The organism is Sphingobium sp. AP50 (assembly GCF_900109095.1).
Classification (GTDB): Bacteria; Pseudomonadota; Alphaproteobacteria; order Sphingomonadales; family Sphingomonadaceae; genus Sphingobium.
Genome location: NZ_FNYZ01000001.1, coordinates 614,497 through 639,100, shown reverse-complemented (window position 1 = coordinate 639,100; position 24,604 = coordinate 614,497). Strand labels below are relative to the sequence as shown.

Annotated in this window: 27 protein-coding genes; 12 read left to right on the top strand and 15 right to left on the bottom strand. The window is 64.0% G+C overall.

The features are described 5' to 3' along the window. Positions 1-4: 4 nt before the first annotated feature. Positions 5-1,141, bottom strand: a complete 1,137-nt coding sequence (locus BMY84_RS03205) for an EmrA/EmrK family multidrug efflux transporter periplasmic adaptor subunit (protein WP_093080463.1) — start codon at positions 1,139-1,141, stop codon at positions 5-7. Further along, the gene (locus BMY84_RS03200) at positions 1,134-2,648 is read right to left on the bottom strand and encodes an efflux transporter outer membrane subunit (protein WP_093080460.1); all 1,515 of its coding nucleotides are present in this window, start codon (positions 2,646-2,648) and stop codon (positions 1,134-1,136) included. The genes BMY84_RS03205 and BMY84_RS03200 overlap by 8 nt, the downstream gene beginning before the upstream one ends. An 89-nt stretch (positions 2,649-2,737) precedes the next feature. Between BMY84_RS03200 and BMY84_RS03195 the strand changes: the two genes are divergently transcribed. Then, entirely contained in the window at positions 2,738-3,409 is a 672-nt protein-coding gene (locus BMY84_RS03195; protein WP_093080458.1) for a TetR/AcrR family transcriptional regulator, read from the top strand. 53 nt (positions 3,410-3,462) lie between these two features. Next, complete coding sequence (locus tag BMY84_RS03190; protein ID WP_256215094.1) at positions 3,463-4,086, top strand: response regulator transcription factor; 624 nt, start codon at positions 3,463-3,465, stop codon at positions 4,084-4,086. Here the strand turns inward: BMY84_RS03190 and BMY84_RS03185 are convergent. The 4 genes from BMY84_RS03185 to argH form a co-directional block, all read right to left on the bottom strand. Beyond that, positions 4,072-4,824, bottom strand: coding sequence for a precorrin-2 dehydrogenase/sirohydrochlorin ferrochelatase family protein (locus BMY84_RS03185; RefSeq protein ID WP_093080453.1), 753 nt, complete (start codon positions 4,822-4,824; stop codon positions 4,072-4,074). The two genes, BMY84_RS03190 and BMY84_RS03185, sit on opposite strands and share 15 nt — an antisense overlap. After that, on the bottom strand, positions 4,824-6,086 hold the full coding sequence (gene lysA / locus BMY84_RS03180) for a diaminopimelate decarboxylase (protein WP_093080450.1): 1,263 nt from the start codon (positions 6,084-6,086) through the stop codon (positions 4,824-4,826). The genes BMY84_RS03185 and lysA overlap by 1 nt, the downstream gene beginning before the upstream one ends. 116 nt (positions 6,087-6,202) lie before the next feature. Next, entirely contained in the window at positions 6,203-6,460 is a 258-nt protein-coding gene (locus BMY84_RS03175; protein ID WP_093010758.1) for a hypothetical protein, read from the bottom strand. Further along, entirely contained in the window at positions 6,457-7,827 is a 1,371-nt protein-coding gene (gene argH, locus BMY84_RS03170; RefSeq protein ID WP_093080447.1) for an argininosuccinate lyase, read from the bottom strand. Before argH ends, BMY84_RS03175 begins: the two co-directional genes overlap by 4 nt. A 43-nt stretch (positions 7,828-7,870) precedes the next feature. Between argH and BMY84_RS03165 the strand changes: the two genes are divergently transcribed. The 8 genes from BMY84_RS03165 (at position 7,871) to BMY84_RS03130 (ending at position 16,717) form a co-directional block, all read left to right on the top strand. Beyond that, entirely contained in the window at positions 7,871-8,464 is a 594-nt protein-coding gene (locus BMY84_RS03165; protein ID WP_093080445.1) for a TlpA family protein disulfide reductase, read from the top strand. Positions 8,465-8,707: 243 nt separating this feature from the next. After that, complete coding sequence (locus BMY84_RS03160; protein ID WP_093080442.1) at positions 8,708-11,239, top strand: TonB-dependent receptor plug domain-containing protein; 2,532 nt, start codon at positions 8,708-8,710, stop codon at positions 11,237-11,239. A gap of 72 nt (positions 11,240-11,311) precedes the next feature. After that, positions 11,312-11,809 (top strand): RidA family protein, encoded by a 498-nt coding sequence (locus BMY84_RS03155; protein WP_093080439.1) that lies wholly within the window; start codon positions 11,312-11,314, stop codon positions 11,807-11,809. Positions 11,810-11,899: 90 nt separating this feature from the next. Further along, the gene (locus tag BMY84_RS03150) at positions 11,900-13,486 is read left to right on the top strand and encodes a flavin monoamine oxidase family protein (RefSeq protein WP_093080437.1); all 1,587 of its coding nucleotides are present in this window, start codon (positions 11,900-11,902) and stop codon (positions 13,484-13,486) included. 2 nt (positions 13,487-13,488) lie between these two features. Beyond that, positions 13,489-13,887: a c-type cytochrome gene (locus BMY84_RS03145; RefSeq protein ID WP_093080434.1), complete on the top strand. Its 399-nt coding sequence runs from the start codon at positions 13,489-13,491 to the stop codon at positions 13,885-13,887. After that, positions 13,884-15,014, top strand: coding sequence for an aminotransferase class I/II-fold pyridoxal phosphate-dependent enzyme (locus BMY84_RS03140; protein ID WP_093080431.1), 1,131 nt, complete (start codon positions 13,884-13,886; stop codon positions 15,012-15,014). The genes BMY84_RS03145 and BMY84_RS03140 overlap by 4 nt, the downstream gene beginning before the upstream one ends. Next, positions 15,011-16,267, top strand: coding sequence for an aminotransferase class V-fold PLP-dependent enzyme (locus tag BMY84_RS03135; RefSeq protein WP_093080429.1), 1,257 nt, complete (start codon positions 15,011-15,013; stop codon positions 16,265-16,267). The genes BMY84_RS03140 and BMY84_RS03135 overlap by 4 nt, the downstream gene beginning before the upstream one ends. A gap of 18 nt (positions 16,268-16,285) precedes the next feature. Further along, a complete protein-coding gene (locus tag BMY84_RS03130) occupies positions 16,286-16,717 on the top strand; it encodes a RidA family protein (protein ID WP_093080426.1) in 432 nt (143 codons plus the stop codon). A 6-nt stretch (positions 16,718-16,723) separates the two neighbouring features. Here the strand turns inward: BMY84_RS03130 and BMY84_RS03125 are convergent, their stop codons facing one another. From BMY84_RS03125 to BMY84_RS03095, 7 genes are all read right to left on the bottom strand, one after another. Further along, positions 16,724-16,918, bottom strand: coding sequence for a Trm112 family protein (locus tag BMY84_RS03125; protein ID WP_256215026.1), 195 nt, complete (start codon positions 16,916-16,918; stop codon positions 16,724-16,726). Further along, positions 16,915-17,529 (bottom strand): LON peptidase substrate-binding domain-containing protein, encoded by a 615-nt coding sequence (locus BMY84_RS03120; protein ID WP_093080421.1) that lies wholly within the window; start codon positions 17,527-17,529, stop codon positions 16,915-16,917. Before BMY84_RS03120 ends, BMY84_RS03125 begins: the two co-directional genes overlap by 4 nt. A gap of 5 nt (positions 17,530-17,534) precedes the next feature. Further along, positions 17,535-18,446: a tetratricopeptide repeat protein gene (locus tag BMY84_RS03115; protein WP_093080418.1), complete on the bottom strand. Its 912-nt coding sequence runs from the start codon at positions 18,444-18,446 to the stop codon at positions 17,535-17,537. 88 nt (positions 18,447-18,534) lie between these two features. Next, positions 18,535-19,383 carry a MipA/OmpV family protein gene (locus BMY84_RS03110; protein WP_256215025.1) on the bottom strand — a complete coding sequence of 283 codons (849 nt, stop codon included), beginning with the start codon at positions 19,381-19,383 and terminating at the stop codon, positions 18,535-18,537. 75 nt (positions 19,384-19,458) lie between these two features. Next, positions 19,459-19,812: a DUF2141 domain-containing protein gene (locus tag BMY84_RS03105; protein WP_093081668.1), complete on the bottom strand. Its 354-nt coding sequence runs from the start codon at positions 19,810-19,812 to the stop codon at positions 19,459-19,461. A gap of 74 nt (positions 19,813-19,886) precedes the next feature. Next, complete coding sequence (locus BMY84_RS03100) at positions 19,887-20,615, bottom strand: sterol desaturase family protein (RefSeq protein WP_093080416.1); 729 nt, start codon at positions 20,613-20,615, stop codon at positions 19,887-19,889. 166 nt (positions 20,616-20,781) lie between these two features. Next, positions 20,782-21,672 (bottom strand): prephenate dehydratase, encoded by an 891-nt coding sequence (locus tag BMY84_RS03095; RefSeq protein ID WP_093010786.1) that lies wholly within the window; start codon positions 21,670-21,672, stop codon positions 20,782-20,784. Between the two features lie 162 nt (positions 21,673-21,834). Between BMY84_RS03095 and BMY84_RS03090 the strand changes: the two genes are divergently transcribed. Both BMY84_RS03090 and BMY84_RS03085 read left to right on the top strand, forming a co-directional pair. Then, complete coding sequence (locus tag BMY84_RS03090; RefSeq protein WP_093080413.1) at positions 21,835-22,455, top strand: c-type cytochrome; 621 nt, start codon at positions 21,835-21,837, stop codon at positions 22,453-22,455. Positions 22,456-22,488: 33 nt separating this feature from the next. Beyond that, positions 22,489-23,058 (top strand): GNAT family N-acetyltransferase, encoded by a 570-nt coding sequence (locus BMY84_RS03085; RefSeq protein WP_093080411.1) that lies wholly within the window; start codon positions 22,489-22,491, stop codon positions 23,056-23,058. A 3-nt stretch (positions 23,059-23,061) separates the two neighbouring features. Here the strand turns inward: BMY84_RS03085 and BMY84_RS03080 are convergent, their stop codons facing one another. After that, positions 23,062-24,072 (bottom strand): S66 peptidase family protein, encoded by a 1,011-nt coding sequence (locus BMY84_RS03080; RefSeq protein ID WP_371262400.1) that lies wholly within the window; start codon positions 24,070-24,072, stop codon positions 23,062-23,064. 38 nt (positions 24,073-24,110) lie between these two features. Then, positions 24,111-24,554: a cupin domain-containing protein gene (locus BMY84_RS03075; protein ID WP_093080408.1), complete on the bottom strand. Its 444-nt coding sequence runs from the start codon at positions 24,552-24,554 to the stop codon at positions 24,111-24,113. Between the last annotated feature and the right edge of the window lie 50 nt (positions 24,555-24,604).

Genomic DNA, 24,604 nt, shown 5'->3' with positions numbered 1-24,604 from the left:
CCCCTTATTTTTCGCTCAGGTCGATCTCGACGTCCATGGACAATCCGACACGCAGCGGGTGCGCAGCCAGTTCCTTGGGGTCGAGCGCAATGCGCAGCGGCAGGCGCTGCACGATCTTGATCCAGTTGCCGGTCGCATTCTGCGCGGGGATCAGGGACAGGGACGACCCCGTGCCGCCAGAGAAGCCGACAACCTTGCCATGATAGACGACATCGCCGCCATAGAGGTCGGACGTCACGGTTGCCGGCATGCCGACCTTCACGTCACGCAACTGGCGTTCCTTGAAATTGGCGTCGACATAAAGATGGCCGAGCGGAACGATCGTCATGATCGAATTGCCCTGCGCCACGCGCTGGCCCACCTGCACCTGCCGCTTGGTGATCACACCGTCGATCGGCGCGCGAATGATGCTGCGATCCAGATCCAGCTTCGCCGAATCCAGCTTCGCCTGCGCCGCCATGACTGCCGGGTCGGTGTCGATGGTCGATCCGCGCACCAGCGCATCATTGGCTTCCAGCTGACCGGTGGCCGCGCCACGGGTCGCCTGCGCCGTCTGAACGCCAGCACGGGCCAGATCGAGCGCCGCCTTGGCAGCGGCATAGCCCTTGCGCGCGGTGGTCACTTCATCGCCCGACACGGCGCCGTCATTCACCAGCGCTTCACGGCGTTGCAGGTCGATCCGGGCCTTGTCGAAATCCGCCTGCGCGGTGGCAAGCTGGGCACGCGCCTGCACGATATCCGCGCCACGTGCATCGACCTGCGCGGCGAGCGACTGGCTGGTCGCCTGCGTCTGGCGGAAGCGGCGACGCGCATCGGCCAGATCGGCTTCCGCCTGCGCCACGGCAATCTGGGCGTTGGTCGGGTCCAGCTTGACCAAAACATCGCCCTTCTTAACCGCCTGCGTATCGCTGACCAGCACTTCGATGGCCTGGGCCGAGATCAGCGGCGTGACCTGCGCCATTTCCGCATTCACATAGGCATTATCAGTGCCGACATGGTTGCGGCCGACCAGCAGATACCAGGCGGCCCACAGCAGCCCGACGACGATCACGACCACCGCCAGGCGGATCAGCCATGTCTTGCGCGCCGACTGACGCTCTTCCTGCTTCGCTTCGGTGGTTTCGAGGGCGGCGTCAGCCATGCGGTTGATCCTTGGAGAGGGGTTCGCCTGCGGTGAAACCACCGCCCAGCGCACGGATAAGGGCAATATCGGTGGAGAAGGCGCTGGCTTCCAGCCCCGCCAACTGCTGACGCGCGGCCAGCAACTGATCCTCGACATTCAGCACGTCGAGATAGGTGGAAAGCCCGCCTTTGTAGCGTTTCTGCGCGATGGCATAGGCATCTTCCGACGCCGTAACGGCCGCTTTCGCATCGGTCACGCGCTGGTCCAGCGTCTTGCGGGTGGTGACGGCATCCGCCACCTCCTGATACGCGCCCAGCACGGCCTTGTCATAAGAAGCGACCGCTTCGTCATAGGTGGCGCGGGCACCGCGATATTGCGCCCGCAAAGCCCCCCCATGGAAGATCGGCAGGCTGATCGCCGGCCCCGCATTGCCGAAGATCGAATCCTTCGAAAACAGCGTGTCGGTGAAGGGCCTGTTCGTGCCGTTGATCGTGTTGCCGGCGAAGATCGCGTCATAGCCAAGCGACTGCACGCCGATCAGCGCGCTCAGCCGCACCGCCGGATAGAAATCGGCGCGCGCCACCTTGATCCGGCTCGCCGCCGCCTCCGCGCGGGCCAGCGCAGCGGCGACATCGGGGCGACGGGCAACCAGATTGGTCGTCACGTCCGCCGGCAGGCCAAGCGGCGCCAGCGCGCCGATCTTCGGCCGGGTGATGGAAAGGCCGCGATCCGGCCCTGCGCCAATCAGGGCAGCAATCTGATGCTGACGCAGTTCGATCGCCATCTTTGCGCCGGCCAGTTGGGCCTTGGCGGACGACACGGTGGCATCGGCCTGACGCACGCTGCCGCGCGTTTCCAGACCATTTTGCCGCCGGTCCGCCACCAGCTTCTGGCTGGCCAGCCGCAGGTCCAGCGTCCGCTGGGCGATCTCCGCATCGTCATGCAGACGGGCGAGATCGGCATAGGCGTCGGCGATTCCCGTCGCGAGCACCAGCCGCGCCTGCTGCGTATCGATCGTTGCGGCGCGCGCTTCGGAGGTGGCCGCCGCCAGCGACGCCTTGTTCTTACCCCACAAGTCGAGGTCGAAGCCCAGATCCAGTGCCAGACGGCCCGTGCCCAACCAGCCCTTCGGCACGAAAGCCGAGGGCGTGCCCATATTATAGCTCTGCTTGGTCGCCGCTGCACTACCCTCGGCATCGACGGTCGGCAGCAGCGCTGCACCCGCCTGCCGCTGCATGGCCATGGCGCTGCGGAAACGGGCATCGGCCATCGCCACGTCGGGGGACGCGCGCAGGCCTTCCTCGATCAACTGATCGAGTTGCGGATCGCCATAGGCCTTCCACCAGCCATCGCCGGGCCAGGCGGCCGGCGCAGCGGCAAGACTGCTGCTGGCGGCGACGCTCTGGGCCGACCGCATTTCGGGTTTCGGCCCCAGATCGGGCACTGCCGCACAGGCAGACAGGATCAGGATAGATGAGGCCACGCCTCCCATGCGGGTGGCCAAGGCAAAGCGACTCAAGGACATATTAAACCGTACCACCTAGTATGAAAATCGCCATTGCGCCCGCTGCAAAGCCTTGTCAACAAAATTAGCGTACTCTATAGTACGTTTTTATGACAGAGCCGCCCGCCCCCCCGATTCCCACCAAAAGGGAAGCCCGTCGACAGGACCGGCGCGACACGATCCTGAATGTGGCACAATGCTATTTTCTGGAACATGGCTATGCGGGCACCAGCATGTCCGGCATCGCCGCCGAACTGGGCGGCTCCAAAGGGACGCTGTGGAATTACTTCCCGTCCAAGCCCGCGCTCTTCTCTGCCGTGCTCGACCGGGTGGCAAAGGCCTATCGCGCCCGGCTTTCGCAATTGCTCGATCCGGGCAATGCGCTGGAGCCGACCTTGCGTGCCGCCTGCCTCAGCCTGCTGACCAAGGTGACGTCTCCCGAAGCGATCGCCCTGCATCGGCTGATCGTCGCGGAAGGGCGGCGCTTCCCGGAACTGGCGCAGATTTTCTTCGATCTCGCGCCGATGAATACCCGGCTACTGCTGGCGGACTTTCTGCTCGGCGCCATGCAGCGCGGCCAGTTGCGACAGGCTGACCCTGTGGATGCCGCCCGCGCACTGATGTCGCTGACCATGTCGAACAGCCATCATCAAATGCTCATGGGCCAGATCGAGCAACCCGATCCGGCGCAACTCGAAGCAGATGTCCACTTCGCCGTCGACCTGTTCCTGCGCGCTTACGGCATCCATGATGCAAGCAATCCGGCAAACGCCCGCCATTAACCATTTCTTTGCGCGCCGATCCTATCCTTCCTCCGTCAAGAAGGTGGGACATGATTCAGTTCTTCAAGCGTAACCGGAGCCGTCATCCAGACTCGCTGGGCAAGGCCGACAAAGGGCAACCGCAGCGGCGGCTGCGCCTGCTGCTGGTGGATGAAAACCCGACCGCGCGCGCCGTGATCGCCCGCCGCCTTTCGCATCTGAACTATGACATCGTGCTGGCCGAAAATGGCTTCATCGCCCTCACCCTGCTGGTGACGCGCCCGGTCGATGCCATATTGATCGACATGGACCTGACCATGTTGCCCGCCGTCGCGACCATGCAGAAGATCCGCGCCGCCAATCTGGCCGGCAATGCCTGTTTCGTGATGATCGCCGGTCGACTCGACGGCCAGTCGACGATCGAGGCGCTGGAAGCGGGCGCGGACGATCATGTCGTAAAGCCCTTTGACTTTGACGTCCTTGACGCGCGCTTGCGGCATCTGTGCCATCGCGCCGACGCCATGGGCGCCCTCACCCGCCATAATGCCGATCTGGACGCCCGTATTGCGCGCCGCGCGGTGGAACTGGGCGAAACCCGCGAAAGTCTGCGCGAATTGCAGGCGGACCGGGCTCGACTGGTGTCGTCTATACAGGCGCTACAGGATGAAGTGACGCGGCTCCAGTCAGCCCCGGCCTAACCAGACCGACAACCCATCCGTCAATTTCGCAGGCGGCGCTTCCACAGCGATCCGCGCCGCATCGGCACGGGCACGATCCAATATCGCGTCAGGCGTACCCGACGGATAATAGACGCGATCGGCCAGCGCCAGCATACGCGCATCACGCAGCGTCAGGTCATCGGGATCGTCCGACCGCAGCCGGACATGATGGACAATATCAGCCGCACCATCCGATCCCGCCGCCAGCCAGGCGCTGACATCGGGATCGCCACCCAGCGGATCGATCGCACCGCCGGGCGCAAGCCCCTGCGCGATAGCCCGGCGCCTTTGCCCCGCATCTGGCCATAGCCGCCGCAGGTCCGGTCGGGCAGCAAATAAATGGCGGGCGAGCGATCCGATATGCTGTGGCAGCATCGCCTCCAGCCTTTGCCGCAAGGCCGCCGCCAGCCCCGCCGACGCCCCACCGGTGCCGATCGCGATCAGCACCGGGTCGCGATCCACGATCGCAGGCAGGGTAAAATCGCACAAAGCCGGCCGGTCGGTCGCGTTCACCAGCACGCCTCGCGCCTTCAGCCGCGCCACCACCGCCTCGTCGCCATCCGACACGATGGCGATGCGCGCCTCCCCATCATCCTCGCCGACGATGATCGCGCCCGCCCGCTCCAGCAGGCGGCGCTTGGCGTCAGCCGCCTCGCCCTCCCCCGTCAGGATGACCGGCCTGCCCGCCAGCAACAGGAAGACGGGCAAGCTGTGCATCAGCCGACCCAGTCGGGAATGATGTCCGCGTCGATCAGCGCCTGCACCGGCGGCCGTTCCCGCACCACCGCCCATTTGTCGCCCGACACCAGCACTTCGGGGGTCAGCGGGCGACTGTTATAGGTGCCAGCCATGGTCGCGCCATAAGCACCCGCCGTCATGAAGGCGACCAGATCGCCGGCCTTCACCACATCCATGTCGCGATGCATGGCGAAAGTATCGCCCGTTTCGCAGACCGGCCCCACGACATTGGCAGTCTCACGCACACCCGCCGGCTTCACCGCGCGGATATCATGCCAGGCATCATAGAGGCTTGGCCGCATCAGATCATTCATGGCCGCGTCGACGATGACGAAGGGCGCCTGCGCGCCCTGCTTCACCCGCACCACGCGCGACAGCAGCACACCCGCATTGCCCACGATCACCCGGCCCGGCTCGAACATCAGCCGCACCGGCCAGCCCTGCGTCACTCGCGTCACCATCGCGCCATAATCGGCGGGGCTGGGCGGCAAGGGCTGTGAGGGATCATAGGGCACGCCAAGGCCACCGCCGAGGTCAGCCGTGCGAATGTCATGGCCCGCCGCGCGCAGTTCCGTGATCAGTGCGCCGACCTTCACGAAGGCGGCCTCCAGCGGGGCGAGATCGGTCAGCTGGCTGCCGATATGGACGGCGACACCCTGCACATCCAGACCGGGCAGGTCACGCGCGGCGGCATAGCTTTCCAGCGCGCGGGCATAGGGAATGCCGAACTTGTTTTCCGACTTGCCGGTCGAAATCTTGGCATGGGTGCCAGCGTCGACATCCGGGTTGATGCGATAGGCGACCGGCGCCTTCTTCCCCATCGACACGGCCACTTGCGACAGCATTTCGGCTTCCGGCTCGCTTTCCAGATTGAACTGGTAGATGCCCTGTTCCAGCGCGATCCGCATTTCATCGGCGGTCTTGCCGACGCCGGAAAAGACGATGCGGTTCGCCGGAATCCCCGCCGCAACGGCGCGCAGCAATTCACCACCCGACACGACATCCGCGCCCAGCCCCAGCTTCGCCAGCGTCGCCAGCACGGCGGCATTGGGGTTGGACTTGACCGCAAAGGCGATCAGCGGATCGGCCAGCGCGCTCAGCCCTTCGCGGAATACGGCGACATGGCGTTCCAGCGTCGCGGTCGAATAAATATAGACGGGCGTGCCGACCGCCTGCGCGATCGCATCCATCGGCACCTGCTCCACCTGCATGGCGCCGTCGACATAGGTGAAATGATCCAAGGTCTGTTCCTGTAAACTTAACCTCGTCATTGCGAGCGTAGCGAAGCAATCCAGTGTCGCTTCGTGGATTGCTTCACTACGCTCGCAATGACGATCCGATTATATACGCATCTATTCTATTGCGGCTGCCGTTCGGGCGGCAGATCGAAACCGTCATCGTCGCGTTTTCGCGACTGGGTCAGCAATTCCACGTTCCGCTCTGGCCGGGCCTGGATGGAAGGCTGCATCAGTTGCGCCGCTGTCGGCGCCGTTGCCGCGCCGTTCGGCACGGCCGGCAGGCTCTGCCCCTTGAGCGGCTTGAGCGGCTGACGCCCGCCACAGGCCGTCAGCGCCAGTGCCACCAACGCCAGACCGGCAAGCGTCCGCTTCTTCATGCACCCAGTTCCTTCCTGGCATCTGCAATCCGCGCCCGCACCTGCGAGGGCGCGGTGCCACCATGGCTTTGACGGCTGGCCACAGATGCATCAACCGTCAGCACGGCATAGACCCGATCGTCGATCCGCGCATCAATCTCTTTGAGCGTCGCCAGCGGCAACTGGTCCAGCGGCACCGCCGCCGCTTCGGCCGCAGCCACGGCGCGACCAGTGATATGATGCGCCTCGCGGAAGGGGATACCGCCTTCCCGCACCAGCCAGTCGGCCAGATCGGTCGCGGTCGCAAAGCCGCTTTCGGCCAGACCGCGCATCCGGTCGGTGCGGAACGTCACCGTTTCGATCATGCCGGTCATCGCCGCGATCGACAGGCCCATCAGGTCATGCGCCTCGAACACCGGCGGCTTGTCGTCCTGCATATCCTTCGAATAAGCGAGCGGCAGGCCCTTCATCGTCACGCACAGCGCATTCATGCAGCCCATGATCCGCCCGGCATGGCCGCGCACCAGTTCGGCCGCATCGGGATTGCGCTTCTGCGGCATGATCGAGCTGCCGGTCGAATAGGCGTCGGGCAGCTTGACGAAGCCAAAGGGCTGGCTGGCCCAGATGATGAATTCCTCCGCCAGCCGCGACAGGTGGAGCGACGCCTGCGTCGCCGCCATCAGATAATCGAGCGCGAAGTCGCGGTCGGAGACGCTGTCCAGACTATTGTCGGTCGGCTTGGCAAAGCCCAGAGCCGCCGCCGTCATATGGCGATCGGTCGGAAAGCCCGTGCCGGCCAGCGCCGCCGCGCCCAGCGGGCATTCGTTGAGGCGCGCGCGGGCGTCAGCAAAGCGACTGCGATCGCGGCGCACCATTTCATAATAGGCCATCAGATGGTGGCCCAGCGTCACCGGCTGCGCGGACTGGAGATGGGTGAAGCCCGGCATCACCGCATCGGCATTCTCTTCGGCCCGCGCCACCAGCGCGCGTTGCAGGCTCAGCAGCCCCGCCTCGACCTCATCAATCGCATCACGAACCCACAGACGGAAATCGGTCGCCACCTGATCATTGCGGCTGCGCGCCGTGTGCAGGCGACCCGCCGCCGGGCCGATCAGTTCGGCCAGCCGCGATTCCGTGACCATATGGATATCTTCCAGGTCCAGATTCACCGGCACGCCGTTCGCTTCATATTCGGCGGCGATGGTATCGAGGCCGGCGGAAATCACCTTCGCATCATCGTGCGAAACGATGCCCTGCTGGGCCAGCATCGCGACATGCGCCTTGGACCCGGCGATATCCTGTTTCCACAATCGCTTGTCGAAGGGGATGGAGGCATTTATCTCACGCATGATCGATGCCGGGCCGGCCGCGAACCGGCCACCCCACATGCTGTTGGAGCCCTTCCCAGTGATCTCTTCTTCACGCGCGCTAATGATACTGCTCCTGCCTGCCGCTCTGGCGGCCTGCGATAGGCAATCCCCGCCCCCGGAGCAAGACACTGCGCAAGCCAATGCCGCCACCAGCGGCGAAGTCGCTCCGGCATCGGGGCAGGCCGACAAGGACAGCGCCTTCAACTATAAACTAGACCGCAGCAAGGCCGGCACGCCCGCGCCCGATTTCGCCTTCCTCGATCCGGACGGGGGCGAAAAGACGCTGAAGGATTTTGCCGGCAAGCCGATGCTGGTCAATCTCTGGGCCACATGGTGCACGCCCTGCGTCGCGGAAATGCCCACGCTGGACCGGATCGCCGCAACCTATGGCCCCAAGGGTCTGGCCGTGCTCACCATATCGCAGGATAATCAGGGGCTGAAGGTCGTGAAGCCCTTCTTCGCCAAACATAACCTGCCGCACCTCAAGGGCTGGGCCGATCCCGAAACCGAATTCGGATTCAGCTACGCCACCGGCCTTCTGCCCACCACGGTCATCTATGACGCACAGGGCAAGGAAATGGTGCGCGTCATCGGCGCGATGGATTGGGAAGGCCCCGAAGCCAAGGCGCTGATCGATGCGGCCATGGCAAGCTGATCAAGACGCGGTAGCGAGGAAACGAGCAACCGCGAAAAATCCGCCATGACAAATGATAAGATGAATGCGGTTAGCAATCATGTGTATCATTTTAACAACAGCCATAGCACCGCACAGTCTTAGTGTCAGAAATGTTTGAGAAATAATTCGGTTCTTCGAAGTTTTTTTGCAGTGCAATAGAGGCTTTTGAGCAGCCGCCCGTCATCCTTCCTGTCATCCATAATGCATAAACAGGGGGCATGAATGACGCGACTTTCCGCGCTTAAGATTTCTTTGATTATGGCTTCGTCCTGGTCTGCTTGCGCCATGGCGCAGACAGCACCGCAGGAACCCCAGGCTGATGATGGCACCGCCATCATCGTCACCGGCACCCGTGCCGTGGGCATGTCCGCCGCAGACAGCGCCGCACCGGTGCAGGTTCTGGGCGAATCCGCCCTCGCCAAGGTAGGTCAGCCTAACCTCAATCAGGCACTGACCCAGATCGTGCCGAGCTTCACCGCCCAGACTCAGGGCACCGACATGTCGAACTTCGCCCTGTCTGCCCGCCTGCGCGGCCTGTCGCCGAACCACACGCTGGTCATGGTCAATGGTAAGCGCCGCCATGGCTCTTCCATCCTTCAGGTGATCGCCGGCCCGTTCCAGGGTTCCGCCGCGCCCAGCATCGACCTCATTCCGCCAGATGCCGTCGACCATATCGAAATCCTTCAGGACGGCGCCGCCGCCCAATATGGCACCGACGCGATTGCCGGCGTCATCAACCTGATCCTCAAGGACCAGGATGAAGGCGGCAGCTTCAAGATGACCGGCGGCCAATATTATGACAGCGAAGGCGAATTGTTCAGCGTCAGCGGCAATGTCGGCTTCAAGCTGGGCGAAGACGGCTTCTTCAACGTCACCGCCTTCCATCGTCGTCAGGATTACACCACGACCGGCACCGGCCAGGTCCAGATCACCAAGCCCGACGGCACGCTTCAGCCCAATGTTCCGACCCAATGGTCGAACCTCTCGGGCGACGCCCTATCGGGCATCAATGGCGGCCAAGCCAAGTCCGAACTCAGCCTGCTTTTCTACAATATGGGCTATGATTTTGGCGGCGTCGAATTCTACAGCTTCGGTGATATCTCGCACCGCGTCGGCTATGCCAATCAGGGCTATCGCCACCCCTCGCGCATCTGTAACGTTCCGGGGAACAGCGGCGGCAGCATCACCCCCACCGCCTATGACCCTTCGCTCTGCCTCGGCAACACCGGCGTCGTCGGCATGGTGCCGCAGCAGAAGGTGGTCCAGGACGAATATAGCATCACCGGTGGCGTGCGCGGCGATGTCGCGGACTGGAACTACGACTTCGGCGTGACCTATGGTTCGGACAAGAACCAGATTTACACGATCGAGTCCGCGAACCGCTCGCTCTATCAGAACACCGGCTTCACCCCGACCGACTTCTACGACGGCATGTTCAAGCTGACCCAGTTGACCACCACGCTCGACATTCGCAAGGAATTCGACGTCGGCATGGGCGGCCCACTGACCTTCGCCTTCGGTGGTGAGTATCGGCGTGAACGCTACACGATCGGCGCAGGCGACGAAGGCTCCACCTATCTGGAGGGCGGCCAGTCCTTCCCCGGTTATCAGGCAAGCGACGCAGGTGTCTTCGGCCGTCATGTGAAGGCCGTCTATGCCAACGTCATCCTGGAACCCGTGGATCGCTGGACTGTCGACCTTGCCGGTCGCTATGAAGACTATAGCGATTTCGGCGACACCAGCATCGGCAAGATCACGACTCGCTACGACTTCAACGATGCCATCGCCATCCGCGGCACGGCCAGCACGGGCTTCCGCGCACCGACGCTTCAGGAAGGCAATTATTCGGCAACCAATGTCAGCCCGACTGGCGCCGTGCTTCAGTTGCCGCCGTCCTCGGCCGCCGCGCAACTGCTAGGCTTCAGCGCGCTCAAGCCGGAAAAGTCGACCAACTTCTCGGCCGGTATCGTTCTGCGGCCGATCCCGAAGCTGGCCATCACGCTTGATGGTTATTACATCAAGATCAAGGATCGCATCGCGGGCACCGCGCAAATTCGCGGCACCGTCAACGGCGTGATCCAGCCGGGTAATGCGGCTACCGGCGTGCCGACCGGCCAGCAGGTGCTCGACGCCATCGCCGCTCGCGGCGTGGCCATCGACAATGTGCCGAACCTGGGCGTCGCGACCTTCACCAATGGCATCGATACCCGCACGATGGGCCTCGACTTCTCGGCCAGCTACCCGATCCAGTTCGACTTCGGTCGCCTCGATCTGACGCTGTCGGCCAACTACACCAAGACGAAGGTCACGAAGAACCGCATCCCGGGTCTCTTCAGCGCCCAGTCGGTCAGCTATCTGGAAGATGCATCGCCCGACTACAAGATCGGTTGGGGCGGCCTGTTCACCAGCGGCAAGTTCAGCCTGAACCTGCGTGAAACCTTCTATGGCAGTTCCAGCATCCTGGTCTATCCGGCGATCAGCGGCGCACCGGCCTTCACCGGTGTCGTGAAGGCAGCGGCGATCACCGACCTGGAAGCTGGCTATGAGTTCACCGACTCGGTGACCGTCTCGATCGGTGCGAACAACCTGTTCAACAAGCGCCCCGAAGTGCCCAAGCTGCTGACCGGCTACACCATCGCACCGGGCGTCTCGCCCTATGTGAACGGCAGCACGACGTACAATTCGCCTTATGGCCATGGCGCCTATGGTAGCTCGGGCGGCTATTATTACGCCCGTATCGACTTCAAATTCTAAGCGAAGTCACGAAGGAAGGGCCGGTCCATACAGGATCGGCCCTTCTGCTTTACGAAATCTGGGGGGAAAGCCATGAAAGCAGCGATTGCCGCATTGACCCTGGCCGCCATGGCCACCGGTTCGGCAATGGGATCGGCTTCGGCCGCGACCGTCGAACATAAGCAGACGCCCGGCGCCATGATCGCCAGCGCCGCCATCATTCCGCCCGGCAGCACTTTCTATTATCTGTCCGGCGCTACCGCCGCGCCGATCAACCCGGCCGACACCGACAGCGCGGACGCCTATGGCGATACCGAAGCGCAGGCCATGTCCATCTTCACCAAGATGAAGGCACAACTGGGCGAAATGGGTCTGACCATGGGCGACGTGGTGAAGCTCACCGTCTTCCTCGTCGGCGATCCAAAGCAGGGCGGCAAGATGGACCGCGACGGCCTGACCCGCGCCTACAAGAAATTCTTCGGCACCGCCGACCAGCCCAATCTGCCGACCCGGTCGGCGTTCCAGATTTCCGCACTCGCACGGCCGCAGCAACTGATCGAGATCGAAGGCGTCGCGGCAAAGGCGCCCTGATCCATTCCGGTTTCCAGCAAGACTATTGGCAGGGGATAAGGGGGCGAGGCCCCTGCCGCGACATTCTCGCCCGTCCAGACGGGATCAATCATGACAGACAGCATAGCACCCAGCCGCCGCGACCTCCTGACCATGATCGGCAAGGTCGGCGGCGCTGCGGCCATGTATCAGGCGATGACCGCGCTTGGCCACGCCGCCGAAACCCAGTTCACCGGCCCGCCGGTCCTGAGCGGCGCGAAGCCCGGTGCCTCCGTCATCATCCTGGGCGCGGGTCTGGCCGGCATGGCCGCCGCCTATGAGCTGCAAAAGGCCGGCTATGCGGTCAAGATACTGGAATTTCAGGATCGCCCCGGCGGCCGCAACTATTCGCTGCGCGGTGGCGATAGCTTCACCGAAAGCGACGGCACGGTGCAGAAGGTGCAGTTCGCGCCCGGCAACTATATCAATCCCGGCCCCTGGCGCATCCCGCACCATCACAAGGCGCTGCTCCATTATTGCCGCCAGTTCGGCGTCGCGCTGGAGCCCTTTATCCAGCTCAACCATAATGGCTTCATCCATTCGACCGAAGCCTTTGGCGGCAGGCCGATGCGCTACAAGGAAGTCGCGACCGACTTCAAAGGCCACACGTCCGAACTGCTGGCCAAGGCGGTCAGCGCCAATGCGCTGGACGACAAGCTGTCTGCCGAGGACAAGGAAAAGCTGATGGAGGCGCTCCGCAACTGGGGCGTGCTGGACAAGAATATGGCCTATACCAGCAGCCTCAAGGTCTCCGCCCAGCGCGGCTATGATCAGGCGCCCGGTGGCGGCCGCAACGGCGCGCCCACCCCGTCGCAGATCGCCAAGCTACAGGATGTGCTGGACCCGCAGGTCTGGACGGCCATGTCCTTCTATTTCAGCTATGTGATGCAGACGACGATGTTCCAGCCGGTCGGCGGCATGGACATGATCGGCAAGGCGTTCGCGAAGAAGATCGGCAAGATCGTCATCTACAATGCCAAGGCAACGAAGGTCGCCCAGTCCGACAAGGGCGTGACCGTCAGCTACAAGGATGTCGCGACCGGCCAGATGCATGATGTCAGCGCCGACTGGTGCGTCTGCACCATCCCGCTGTCGATCATCAGCCAGGTCGACATGCAGGTGTCCCCGGCGCTCAAGGCTGCGATGAAGGCGGTGCCCTATGGCGGCCATGCGAAGATCGGCATGGAATTCAAGCGTCGCTTCTGGGAAGAGGACGACAATATCTATGGCGGTCACAGCTTCACCGACCAGACAATCACCCAGCTTTCCTACCCCAATGACAAGATGTTCGGCCAAGGCCCGGCCGTGTTGCTGGGCGCCTTCGCCCGTGGGCTTGCCGGGTTCCAGATCGCCAGCATGACGCCGGAACAGCGCATCGAAACAGCGCTGAAACAGGGGGAGGTCTTCCATCCCCAATATCGCAAGGAGTTCCTCAGCGGCGTGTCCGTGCCATGGACCCGCGTGCCATGGATTTTGGGCTGCACGTCCGAATGGAGCGAGGAAAACCGCAAGGCGCATTACAAGAATCTGGTCGCGCTCGACAATCGCGTCGTTCTGGCGGGGGAACATGCCAGCTACTATGGTGGTTGGATGGAAGGATCGATCCTGTCGGGTATCGACGCCATCACCCAGATTCACGAACGCGCGCAGGCGGCATAGAGATGCGCGGCACGATCCTTCGCCTCGGCCTGCTGACCATGCTGGCCGCCGCGCCTGCTCTGGCGGACTCGCCCGGCGGCAGGCCTGCCAAGGTCGCGCTGCCCGACGGGGAGCAGGTCTATAATCAGATCTGCGCCGCCTGCCATCTGGACAAGGCGCAGGGCTCGCCCGACGGCACCGTCCCTGCCCTTGCCCATAATGCCAAGCTGGCCGACCCCGATTATCCGGTCACCGTGGTCATGAAGGGTCAGGGCGGCATGCCCTGGTTCTCCGAAATGCTCACCCCGGCGCAGGTCGCTTCGGTCGTCGGCTATGTCCGCACCCATTTCGACAATGCGTATCCCGAACCGATCAGCGAAGCGGACGTGAAGCGCATCGCCGCAAAAGGAAGCGAAGAATGACGGATACCAGCTTCTCCCGCCGGATGCTGATGCGAGGCGCCATCGCGGCGGCGGGCGCGGCCAGTGCCGCCCCGGCCCTCGCCCAGCGCGGGCGCAAGGTTGCCATGCCCGAAGACCCTAAAGCCATGGTGTCCACGCTGACCGACGCGGTCTATATCAACAGCAACGAAAATCCGCTCGGCCCCTGCCCGGCTGCGCTGGAGGCCTTGAACGGCCTCGACAAGCTGTCCGGCCGCTATGGCATGGCCTTCGCCGCGCAACTGGAGCGGCTGTTCGCCCGGCAGAACGGCCTCATCCCTGAACAGGTGCAGGTCCATCCCGGCTCCTACATGACCCTCCGTTCTGTAGCGCTGACCTATTCGTCGCAGGACCGGCCGATCGCCTTTTTCGAACCGACCTTCGACAGCGGCTTCGTGGGGAAGGGGAACAAGGTGGTCACCAGCGCCGTGCCCATCCCCCTGTCGGGCGATTTTCGCGGCGACCTGCGCCAGATGCTCGCCGCCGCGCCCAATGCCGGCGTCTATTATATCTGCAATCCCAACAATCCGACCGGCCTCGTCACGCCTCGCGCCGACATCGAATGGCTGCTCGCCAACAAGCCGGCCGGATCGGTGCTGCTGATCGACGAAGCCTATATCCATTTCAGCGACGCGCCCTCCTGCCTTGATCTGGTCGCGAAGGGTGCGGACGTGCTGGTCACGCGCACCTTCTCGAAAATCTATGGCCTTGCGGGCCTGCGCTGCGGCCTCATCGCCGGGCGGAAGGATCTGCTCGACGGCATGGCCGATTATGGCGTCAACATCACGCCCATGCCCGCCGTCGTCGCTGCCGAAGCCAGCCTGCTCGACCCCAAATTGCTGCCGGATCGCAAAGCCTATAACAAGGCTGTGCGTGACGATCTCTTCGCCTGGCTGGACCAGCGCGGCATCCGCTATCTGCCCAGCGAAGGCAGTTTCGCGATGATCCATGTCGGCCGTTCCGGCGCGGACGTCACCGCCGCGCTCGCCAGCCAGAAAATCTTCATCGGCGGCGCGCGCAAGCATATGGACGACTGGGTCCGCGTCTCCTTCGGCACGCCGGCGGAAATGCAGGCGTTCAAGATCGCCTTCGCCAAGATCATGGCGTGACCTTCAGCCGTCGTCAGGCGCTGGGCGCCGTCCTTGCCGTGCCACTGGCGGCGCAGGCCGCGCGTGCCGCGACCTCGCTTAGCCTGCCCGACAAGGCGAGTTTCGCCGCCACGCCCGTCGCCTATCTGGACAGCGCCTCCACCCATCCGATCAGCCTGGGCGCGCGAGCGGCGATGGACGCCTATGTCGCCACGCGCACGCTCGATCCCGCTGCAACCGCGCGCAAGCCAGTGGATCGCGCCGCCACCATCGCCAAATTCGCCCGACTGGTGAACGCGGACCCGGATGAAATCTGCTGGGTCCAGTCCACCACCATGGGCGAACAGGCGGTGCTGCGCGCGCTCGGCTTCCCCCACAAAGGCGGCCGCATCGTCACCGATACGCTGCATTTCTATGCCGGTTTCCCCATGTATCAGGAACTGGCCAAGCAGGGCGTCGACATGCATTGGGTTCAGGCCCGCGACGGCCGCATCGCCATGGAGGATATGGCCAAAGCCATCACGCCGGCCACGAAGCTGGTCAGCCTCTCGCTCGTCTCCACCTATAATGGCTTCCAGCACGACCTGAAGGCCGTCTGCGACCTCGCCCATGCGGCCGGCGCGCTGGTCTATGCCGACATCATCCACGCCGCCGGCGCCGTGCCGGTGGACCTCCACGGCAGCGGCGTCGATTTCGCCGCCTGCGCCACCTATAAATGGCTGATGGGCGATTTCGGCCTCGGCTTCCTCTATGCCCGGCGCGGCGTGCTGGACAATTTGCCGCTCGCCGACTTCGGCTATTATGGCTTCGCCGCCCCCGGCACCCCGCCGGGCATCGGCCTCTCTCCGCCAGCAACCCATATCTATCCTATGGACCCGCCGGGCGATACGCCGGTCAGCTACAGCATCCGCCCCGGCACGCTCGGCCATTTCGGCACCGGCACCTATGCGCAGGCGGTGGTCGCCGCGATCGATCATGGCCTGGACCATATCGGCGCGCTGGGCGTTCCCGCGATCCAGAGCCATGCCCAGAGCCTGATCGGCGAATTGCGACAGGGGCTGACCGGCAAGGGCTATCGCCTGATCACCCCGCCCGGCACCACCACGCCCATCCTGACCGCGCTGCACCCGGAAGCCAAAGCCCGCCTGACCGATCCGCTGGCCAAAGCACAGGTCCGCATTTCGCTGCACGACCATCATTTCCGCATCTCGCCATCGATCTTCAACGATGCGACAGATGTCCGCCGCCTGCTCGACGCCCTGCCTCGCGCCTGACTAATGGGAGACTATCCGATGAAGCGCCTTCTTGCCGCCGCCCTGTTGCTGGGCGCCACGCCCGCTCTGGCCCAGCCCGCCACCGCGCCGCAACCCCTGCCGGCCAAACTGCCCTTCTCGCCTTCGATCCGGGTCGGCGACATCCTCTTCATGTCGGGCCAGATCGGTCAGGTGCCCGAAGGCATGGACAAGCATAAGGAAGGGTTCGACGCCGCCGTCAAAGGCGCAATGGATTCGATCGGCAAGATATTGGCAACCAATGGCCTCGACTATGGCCATGTCGTCAAATGTACGGTGATGCTGGCCGACATGGCAGACTGGCCACGCTTCAACGCCGCCTATCTGCCCTATTTCGAAGGCAAGCGCCTGCCGACCCGCAGCGCCTTTGGCGCCAGTGGCCTGGCCTTGGGCGCGCCGCTGGAAGTGGAGTGTATCGCCGCGTTCAAATAAGCCCGGTTAAAGCGGTACGGCTTCCCGCAGGACCAGCACCGGCACGCCATCGCGAACCGGAAAAGCCAGTCCTGCGGCGTCCGACAGCAGCGCCTGTCGCGCCGCGTCCCACCGCAGGGGCGTGCGCGTCACCGGGCAGACCAGCTTCGCCAACAGCCACGGGTCGATCGGCGCGGCTGCATTCATCGTCGCATCACTCATTGCATCGTCGTCCCGCCGTCGCGCTCGATACGGCCAACGATCTGCATCAACTGGATGATCCGGTCGGCCCGTTCGGACAGCGTATCGGCCTCCAGCAAGGTCTGCTTGGCCGCCGGATCGAAGGGCGCGATCTGTGCGATGCCGTTGACCAGCGCGGTGTCATCCAGCCGCGACACCGCCGTCCAGTCCACGACATAGCCCAGCGCATCGGCGAAGCGCCGCGATTCCTGCTCCAGCGCAGCGCGCTCCACGGCGTGCAGCACTTCATCCTCCTGCGGCGCCTGCTCCACATCCGCCTCGATCTGGCGGAACTGGGTCGCGACCGGCAATTCCCGCACCAGCCGGAAACGCGCCAGTCCCGTCAGGATGATGTTGAACCGGCCATCCTCCAGCGCCTCGATATGGCTGACATGTCCCAGACAGCCGACATCGAACAGCGGCTGCACAGGACCACCACCGCGCGGCTGGATCATCCCGATCCGCCGGTCCCGCGCCATCACGTCATGGATCAGCGCCCGATAGCGCGGCTCGAAGATATGCAGCGGCAATTCCATGCCCGGCAGCAGCAAGGCGCCGGACAGCGGGAATATGGAGATACGCGCGATCGGCACGGTCTTTACGAGAACAGGATCTGCGACAGCTTGCGCCGCTGCGCCGAAACCCAGGGATCTTCCAGCCCGACGGCCTCGAAAATCTTGAGCAACTGCGCCCGCGCAGCGCCATCATTCCAGGCCCGGTCGCGCCGGACGATTTCCAGCAGCGCTTCAGCCGCAGCATCGCGATCCCCATTGGACATCAGCCCGCCGGCCAGTTCGAAACGCGCTGCATGATCGTCAGGGTCGGCGGCGACCTTCGCCTCGATGCCCGACAGGTCGGCGACCGGCTTGGCGTCACGGGCCAGCGCGATGGCAGCGCGCGCCTGATCGATCGCACCATGTTTGGCCACATCGTCGGGCAGCGCAGCGATCACCGCTTCGGCCTCGTCCAGCTGTCCCAGCGCCACCAGCGCACGGGCCAGCCCGGACACGACTTCGACATTGTCCGGCACCATCTCGGCGATCTGGCTGAAGACCGACAAGGCGCGATCATGCTCGCCGCCCGCCAGCATTTCTTCCCCCATGGCGATCAGCGGGGCGATTTCCTGCAACTGCGCCTTTTCATCCGATTCGATCGGCAATTGCGACAGAAGCTGGTCCAGATACTGCTTCAACTGCCCTTCGGTGCGCGCCTGGCTCAGGTCCGCGACTGGCTGGCCCTGGAACACGGCATAGACGGTCGGGATGGACTGCACGCGGAACTGGCTGGCGATGAAGCCATTCTCGTCGACATTGACCTTCACCAGCTTGACGCCCTTGGGCGCATATTCCTCGCACACCTTCTCGATCACCGGCGTGAGTTGCTTGCAGGGGCCGCACCATTCGGCCCAGAAGTCCACGATCACCAGGCTGGTGCGCGACGGATCGACCACATTGCGGCGAAACGCCTCTACCGCCGCCTTGTCGGCCTCGCTCAATCCCAGGGTCGCCACGCTTCAATCTCCTGCTGTCCATGCGGGTTCGCCCGCCACATAGACGGCAATATGGGGCGCGTCACCCTCCCGGTGCAAGGGAAAGGGATCAGAAGGTATAGCCGACGCCGACTGCGCCGACCCACTGGCTCTTCGATCCCGCATCGGCAACGATCGGCGAATCCGCATATCGGCCCAGCACACGGGCATAGCCGACCACGCCGAACAGCGCCCAGCCATGGCGCAGGTCGCCCGACAGCGATTTTCCGGCGGACAGGTTGGCATTGATCCGCTTGAAGCCCGATCCACGCCCCGCCCGATCATAAGCGGCAAGGCCACTGGCCGCCGCATCCGCCGGGCTGATATCGAAATAATAGCGGCCATATTTCTTGCCGACATAATCGGCCGACAGCGACGCGCCGACGAAGCTGCTTTTCGACAAGGGGGTGAAATATTCGACCGTGGGGGTGATCACATAGCTGCCATGGGCGCCAGCCACATCCTTGGTCACGGCAACGCGGGCCGACAGATTGTCATAGTCGCTGGTGATCACGCCGGTCTTGCCGATGCCGACAAAACCGCCCGCCTCCACCGCGACATCGCGTGTGCCCAGCAGGCGGACCGCATCATCGCGGATCGCCTTGCGGCTCGACCGATCGAGCCGGACATTGACGACCGGCCCCAGTTCGACGTCGATCCCGGTGCCGTCAGGATCGGGTATGGCATCAACATAAAGCGCCGTACCGCGCGTCCAGAAGGAAAAATCATGCAGCTTGCCGCGCATCTGGATCAGCGGCATCACCCGATAGTCATCCGACCCTTCATAACTGGGAATGACGGCCGCGCCCGCACCGATCGTCAGGCTGCTATGCTGTTCCTCTTCCTGGGCCAGCGCAGGCGCGGCAAAGGCTATGGTCGCGACAATAGTCGCGCCCATCAGGCGGCAAAAATTCTGCATGATTGACCCTGTCCGAAATGGCTTCGTTCAGGGGGAAGAATGTTTCGAAGGGGTTAGCGGTTCCGCAGGCTGCAATCAGAGGAAATATTTGAGCCTGATCGCCTGCTCCACCGGGGCGCCGGAAATCGCGAAACTGGACGATCTGAAGCTGGGCGCGCCAAAACGGATTACGGGATTGCGGGAAAACCCCACCCCCTCGCGCGGGATGCCCGCAAAAGTGTCCAGCTTCCCATTGCCATTTTCGTCATGGATGATGGCGATGGCATAGGTGCCGGGCATGGCCTGTCCCAGCGTCACCGTTCCGCCCTTGGCAGGGACGATGAAATGCCGCTTGTCGGGGTCTTTGCTGCAATCGGGGAAATGGTCGGCCGATCGGGTGACGCACACCAATATCTGCCCCTTGGTCGAACGCAGTCCATCGATCGCCATGCCGAGCGACTGGGGCTGGCCAGCGGGCGCCGCGCCGATCGCAAGAATCGCCGTCGCCGCCAATAATCTATGCGTCACGCACGCCCTTTCGAAAAATCGCCAAGCCCCCGGTCCGTGCCGCACAAGCGGTCCCAGACGCGAAAATACAGGCCGTAATTGCAGGCATAGAGATCATGATGCCGCTGATGATGGCTGGCGGTGATCAGCCAGCCGCCCAGCGGCCCGCGCACCAACCAGCGCGGAAACATTTCCCAACCCATATGGTTACTCACGCCCATGACGGTCATGATCGTCAGTACCAGTCCCAGCGCGCCGACATGGATGGGGATCAGGAAGACCAGCGCCGGAATGACGATGGCGCCGGTCAGCGCCTCCCACGGGTGAAAGCTCATCGCCGCCCAGGCCGTCGGCGGGCGGCTGGCATGATGGACGGCATGGGCGATGCGGAACAGCCGGGGCCGGTGCATCCAGCGATGGGTCCAGTAGAACCATGTGTCATGCGCCGCCAGATAGAGCAGAACCGACACAGGAAGCCACCACAGCGGATAAGCGTCCACATCGCTATAAATCCGGGTCCAGCCCCGCGCCTGCCAGCCCCAGGCGACGACGCCGGCCGGCACGCCATAGATCAGCGCGGACAGCAGCGACCAGCCGATTTCCCGGCCCATCTGCCGCTCCAGCCCCTTGTACAGGCCCGGCTGGCGAATCCGCGTCGCCAGCGCGAAGCCGCCACTGGCCAGCAGGTAGCGGACACCGACGATGGCCGTCATCGCCAGAGCAGACAGAAGGATCGCTGCGATCATGCGACGGCTATAGCCTTTGTCCGGCAGAATTGGTCGAGATTTCGTCCAGACGGAGCCGAAAAGCGTGATTTTCGAGTACCGGAGCGCAGCGTACTTAAAGTACGTGAGCACCGGAACGCAGAAAAGCGCGCTTTGCAGGCCCGTATGGGCGGAAGCTCGGCCAATTCTAAGTACGCGGGCGTGCTTGCCGATAACTGCCCAGCTGCCGCACCCATTTGGTGTGGAATTCCAACTCCGCCAGCGCGCGATCGACGGCGGGGTCACCTGGCATCCCTTCGATATCGCAGTAAAATTCGGTCGCCGCGAAGCTCGCGCCGCGCTGATAGCTTTCCAGCTTGGTCATATTGACACCGTTGGTCGCAAAGCCGCCCATCGCCTTGTACAGGGCGGCGGGCACATTCTTCACTTCGAACAGGAATGTCGTCATCACCGGGCCGACATTGGCGGTCGGCACCTTGGGATCACGCGCCAGCACCAGGAAGCGCGTCATATTGTCGTCGCTATCCTCGATATTTTCCGCGACCAGACGCAGGCCATAGATTTCCGCCGCCAGATAGGGCGCGATCGCCCCTTCGCCCGGAATTTTCTTTTCCGCCACCAGCGCCGCCGCGCCCGCCGTATCGGCATAGGCGACCGGCTGGATGCCACGTTCGCGCAGATAATGGCGGCACTGGCCCAATGCCTGCGGATGGCTGATCGCACTCTTCACCGGCGCGGTATCCGGCGCCATCAGGCAATGACGAATCCGCAGAAAATATTCGTCGACGATCGACAGGCCCGATTCGGGCAGCAGGAAATGCATGTCCGCCACGCGCCCGTGGAGGCTGTTTTCGATCGGAATGATCGCGCGGTCCGCTTGGCCGTTCCGCACCGCATCGATCGCGTCTTCGAACGCAAAACAGGGCAAAGGCACGCAGTCGGGCGCATATCCCAGCGCCGCCAGATGGGAGTTGGCGCCCGGCGCGCCCTGATAGGCGACGGCGCGGGCCGGATTGGCAGCAGCCTTTGCAGCGAGGTCTGCAACAATGGCGCGAGCGGGGGCGGGATAATTTTCCATGGGCGTGCGCGCGCTTAGGATTTCCACCCGAAACACGCAAGCGTTCGCATGCAATAGGGATGAACCCGGCTTGCGCCACCGCGTGTCCCCGATTATGGCAACGGTCAAGAGGGGGCGCGACTGACAGTCTCCAGAACAATAAACTAAGGGAAGTCGAGCGAGATGGGCGATCGTTTCAATACCGTAGCGGGCTGGGCTTTGTTTGCGGGGATCATCGCCCTTGGCGGTGCGATCGTCAGTTCGAAATATTTCCATGACGAACGGCCCGAAAAGATGGGCTATGCTATCGAAGGCGTCGAAGCGGAAGGCGAAGGCGCTGCCAGCGGCCCCAGCCTCAACAGCTTGCTCGCCAGCGCGGACGTTGCCGCGGGCGAGAAGGTCTTCGCCAAGTGCGCGGCCTGCCACACCGTCAATCAGGGCGGCGCCAACGGCATCGGCCCCAACCTTTATGCCACGGTGGGCGAGGCCATCGGTCAGGGCAAGGGCGGCTTCGCCTTCTCCGAAGCGCTCAAGAGCAAGGGCGGAGAGTGGAGCTTCGAGCAGCTTGATCACTGGCTCAAGAGCCCGCGTGAATTCGCCCCCGGCACCAAGATGACCTTTGCGGGCCTTGGCAATCCGGCCGACCGCGCCAACCTGATCGCCTGGCTGAATACGCAGGGTTCCAACCTGCCGCTGCCCGCTGCCGATGCGGCCCCGGCGGCGGAAGGCGACAATGCAGCTGCGGGCAATGCCAGCAATGCGGCCGAAGCCCCGGCGGAAAATGCCGCCAACGCCAGCGAGTAAGTAGCGATCCCGGACGCAATCCGGATCGAGGATCTGACGGGCGCGGCGCTGGTCGCCGCGCTCGATGCGCTGGCGGACCTGCGCATTTCCGTTTTTCGGGCCTTCCCCTATCTCTACGAAGGCACGCGCGCCTATGAGCGCGACTATCTGACCGCCTATGCCGACAGCCCCTGCGCGCTGATCGTAGGCGCCTTTGCCGGCGATCGATTGGTCGGTGCCGCCACCGCCGCGCCGATGGCGGACCATGCTGCCGAATTTGCCGCGCCGTTCGAAGCGCGGGGCATCGATATCGGCCGCGTCTATTATTTCGGCGAATCGGTCCTGCTGCCCGAATGGCGCGGCCATGGCGTGGGGCACGCCTTTTTCGACCGGCGGGAGGCGAAGGCCCGGCAACTGGGCTTTGCCATGGCCAGTTTCTGCGCCGTCATCCGCCCGGCCGACCACCCCGCCCGCCCTGCCGATTACAGCCCGCTCGACCCCTTCTGGCGCAAGCGCGGCTTTGTACCGGTCGACGGACTGACGGCGCGATTTGGCTGGCGCGATGTCGGCACGGAGCAGGACAGCGACCATGACATGCAATTCTGGGTGAAATCGCTGGCCTGAGCCCTAGGTCACGGCCGGTTCCAACAGGCGGATCGTCCCCGCGCTCGCGTCCATTTCCGCCTGCACACCGATCGGCAGGCAATATTGGTCGGCGACATGACCGAACTGCCCGCCCTGAAAAGCGGGAATGCCCAGCGGCTCCAGATGCTGTTGCAGCACTTCCGACAGGGTGAAGCCGCCATAGCTGGCCCCCGCCGCGCCGCAATCGGTGCATTGGCCAAAGGCCACGCCCTTGAGCTTGCCCAGCACGCCCGCCAACTTCAACTGCGTCAGCATCCGGTCGATACGATAGGGCTGCTCGCCAATATCCTCGATAAACAGGATCGCGCCGCTGAAATCGGGCAGCCAGGGCGTGCCCATCAGCGCCGCCAACACCGTCAGGTTACCACCCAGCAACCGCCCGCGCGCCACGCCGGGGCGGAAAGTACGGATGCGCCCGATACGCTGCGCCAGCCGATCCTCATGCCCCTGCGGATTGGCGAAGGTCGGCGTCCCCGCGTCGAAGGCAACAGCCCGAAACGCATCCCAGCTATATTGGCCCCACCGGCTCGACGCGACCGGGCCGTGAATCGTGGTGAAGCCCGCCTTCGCCGCAAAGGCCAGATGCAGGGCGGTAATGTCCGAATAGCCGATCAGCAGCTTGGGATTTTTGCGGATCGTCGCGAAATCCAGCAGCGGCAGTAGGCGCGCGCAGCCCCAGCCGCCGCGCACAGCGAACACCGCCCGCACCTCCGGATCGGCGAACATCGCATTGACATCCGCCGCGCGATCCGCGTCCGTCCCCGCCAGATAGCCATAGCGGTCGGCCAGATGCGGCGCATCCTTAGGCTTCAGCCCCATCGCCCTGATCGTGTCGCGCACCAGGTCCAGGTCGAAGGCATCGTCCGTGAACCCCGCCGGCTCGATCAGGCCCACCGTATCGCCCTCCCGCAACCGCTGCGGCCGCACCAGACCCGGCGTTGCCGCCGCAGCGGGCATCTGCGCCGCCGCCAGCATCGCACCCAGCCCCATCATCCATCCGCGCCGGTCCGCCTGAATCATCTCGTGCATCGTCAATAGTCGCTCCCATCCTTGTGGCGGTAGGCGCCGCCCGACCAGAGAAGGTCGATATCCGAATAATGGCAATCCCCCGCCGGGGGCCGCCCGAAGGCCAGAAAGACGCAATCCGCATCGCTTTCGTTCAGCAGATGATGGCCATTCGGCTTGCCCTTGGGGAAAGCCGCCATGTCGCCGGGCAGCATCGCCGTACGCGCGCCCTCCTCCACCAGCACCGCCCGCCCGGCCAGCAGAACGAGAAATTCATCCTCATCTTCATGCCAGTGGCGGTGGGAGGATGCCGCGCCGGGCTTCAGCACGACATGGCTGACGCCGAAATCGCTGAGGCCGCTTACCGGCCCCAGTCGGCGCACCCAGCGCCCGGCGACGATATCCGCATGATCGCCCGGATAGCCGGTGCTGTTGCTCTGGGCGATGCTGTCCAGATCGATGCGGGGCATGGGCTGGTCCTCCTTCTGCCGCTGGCCAAGGGCGCAGGCTTTCGCTAACG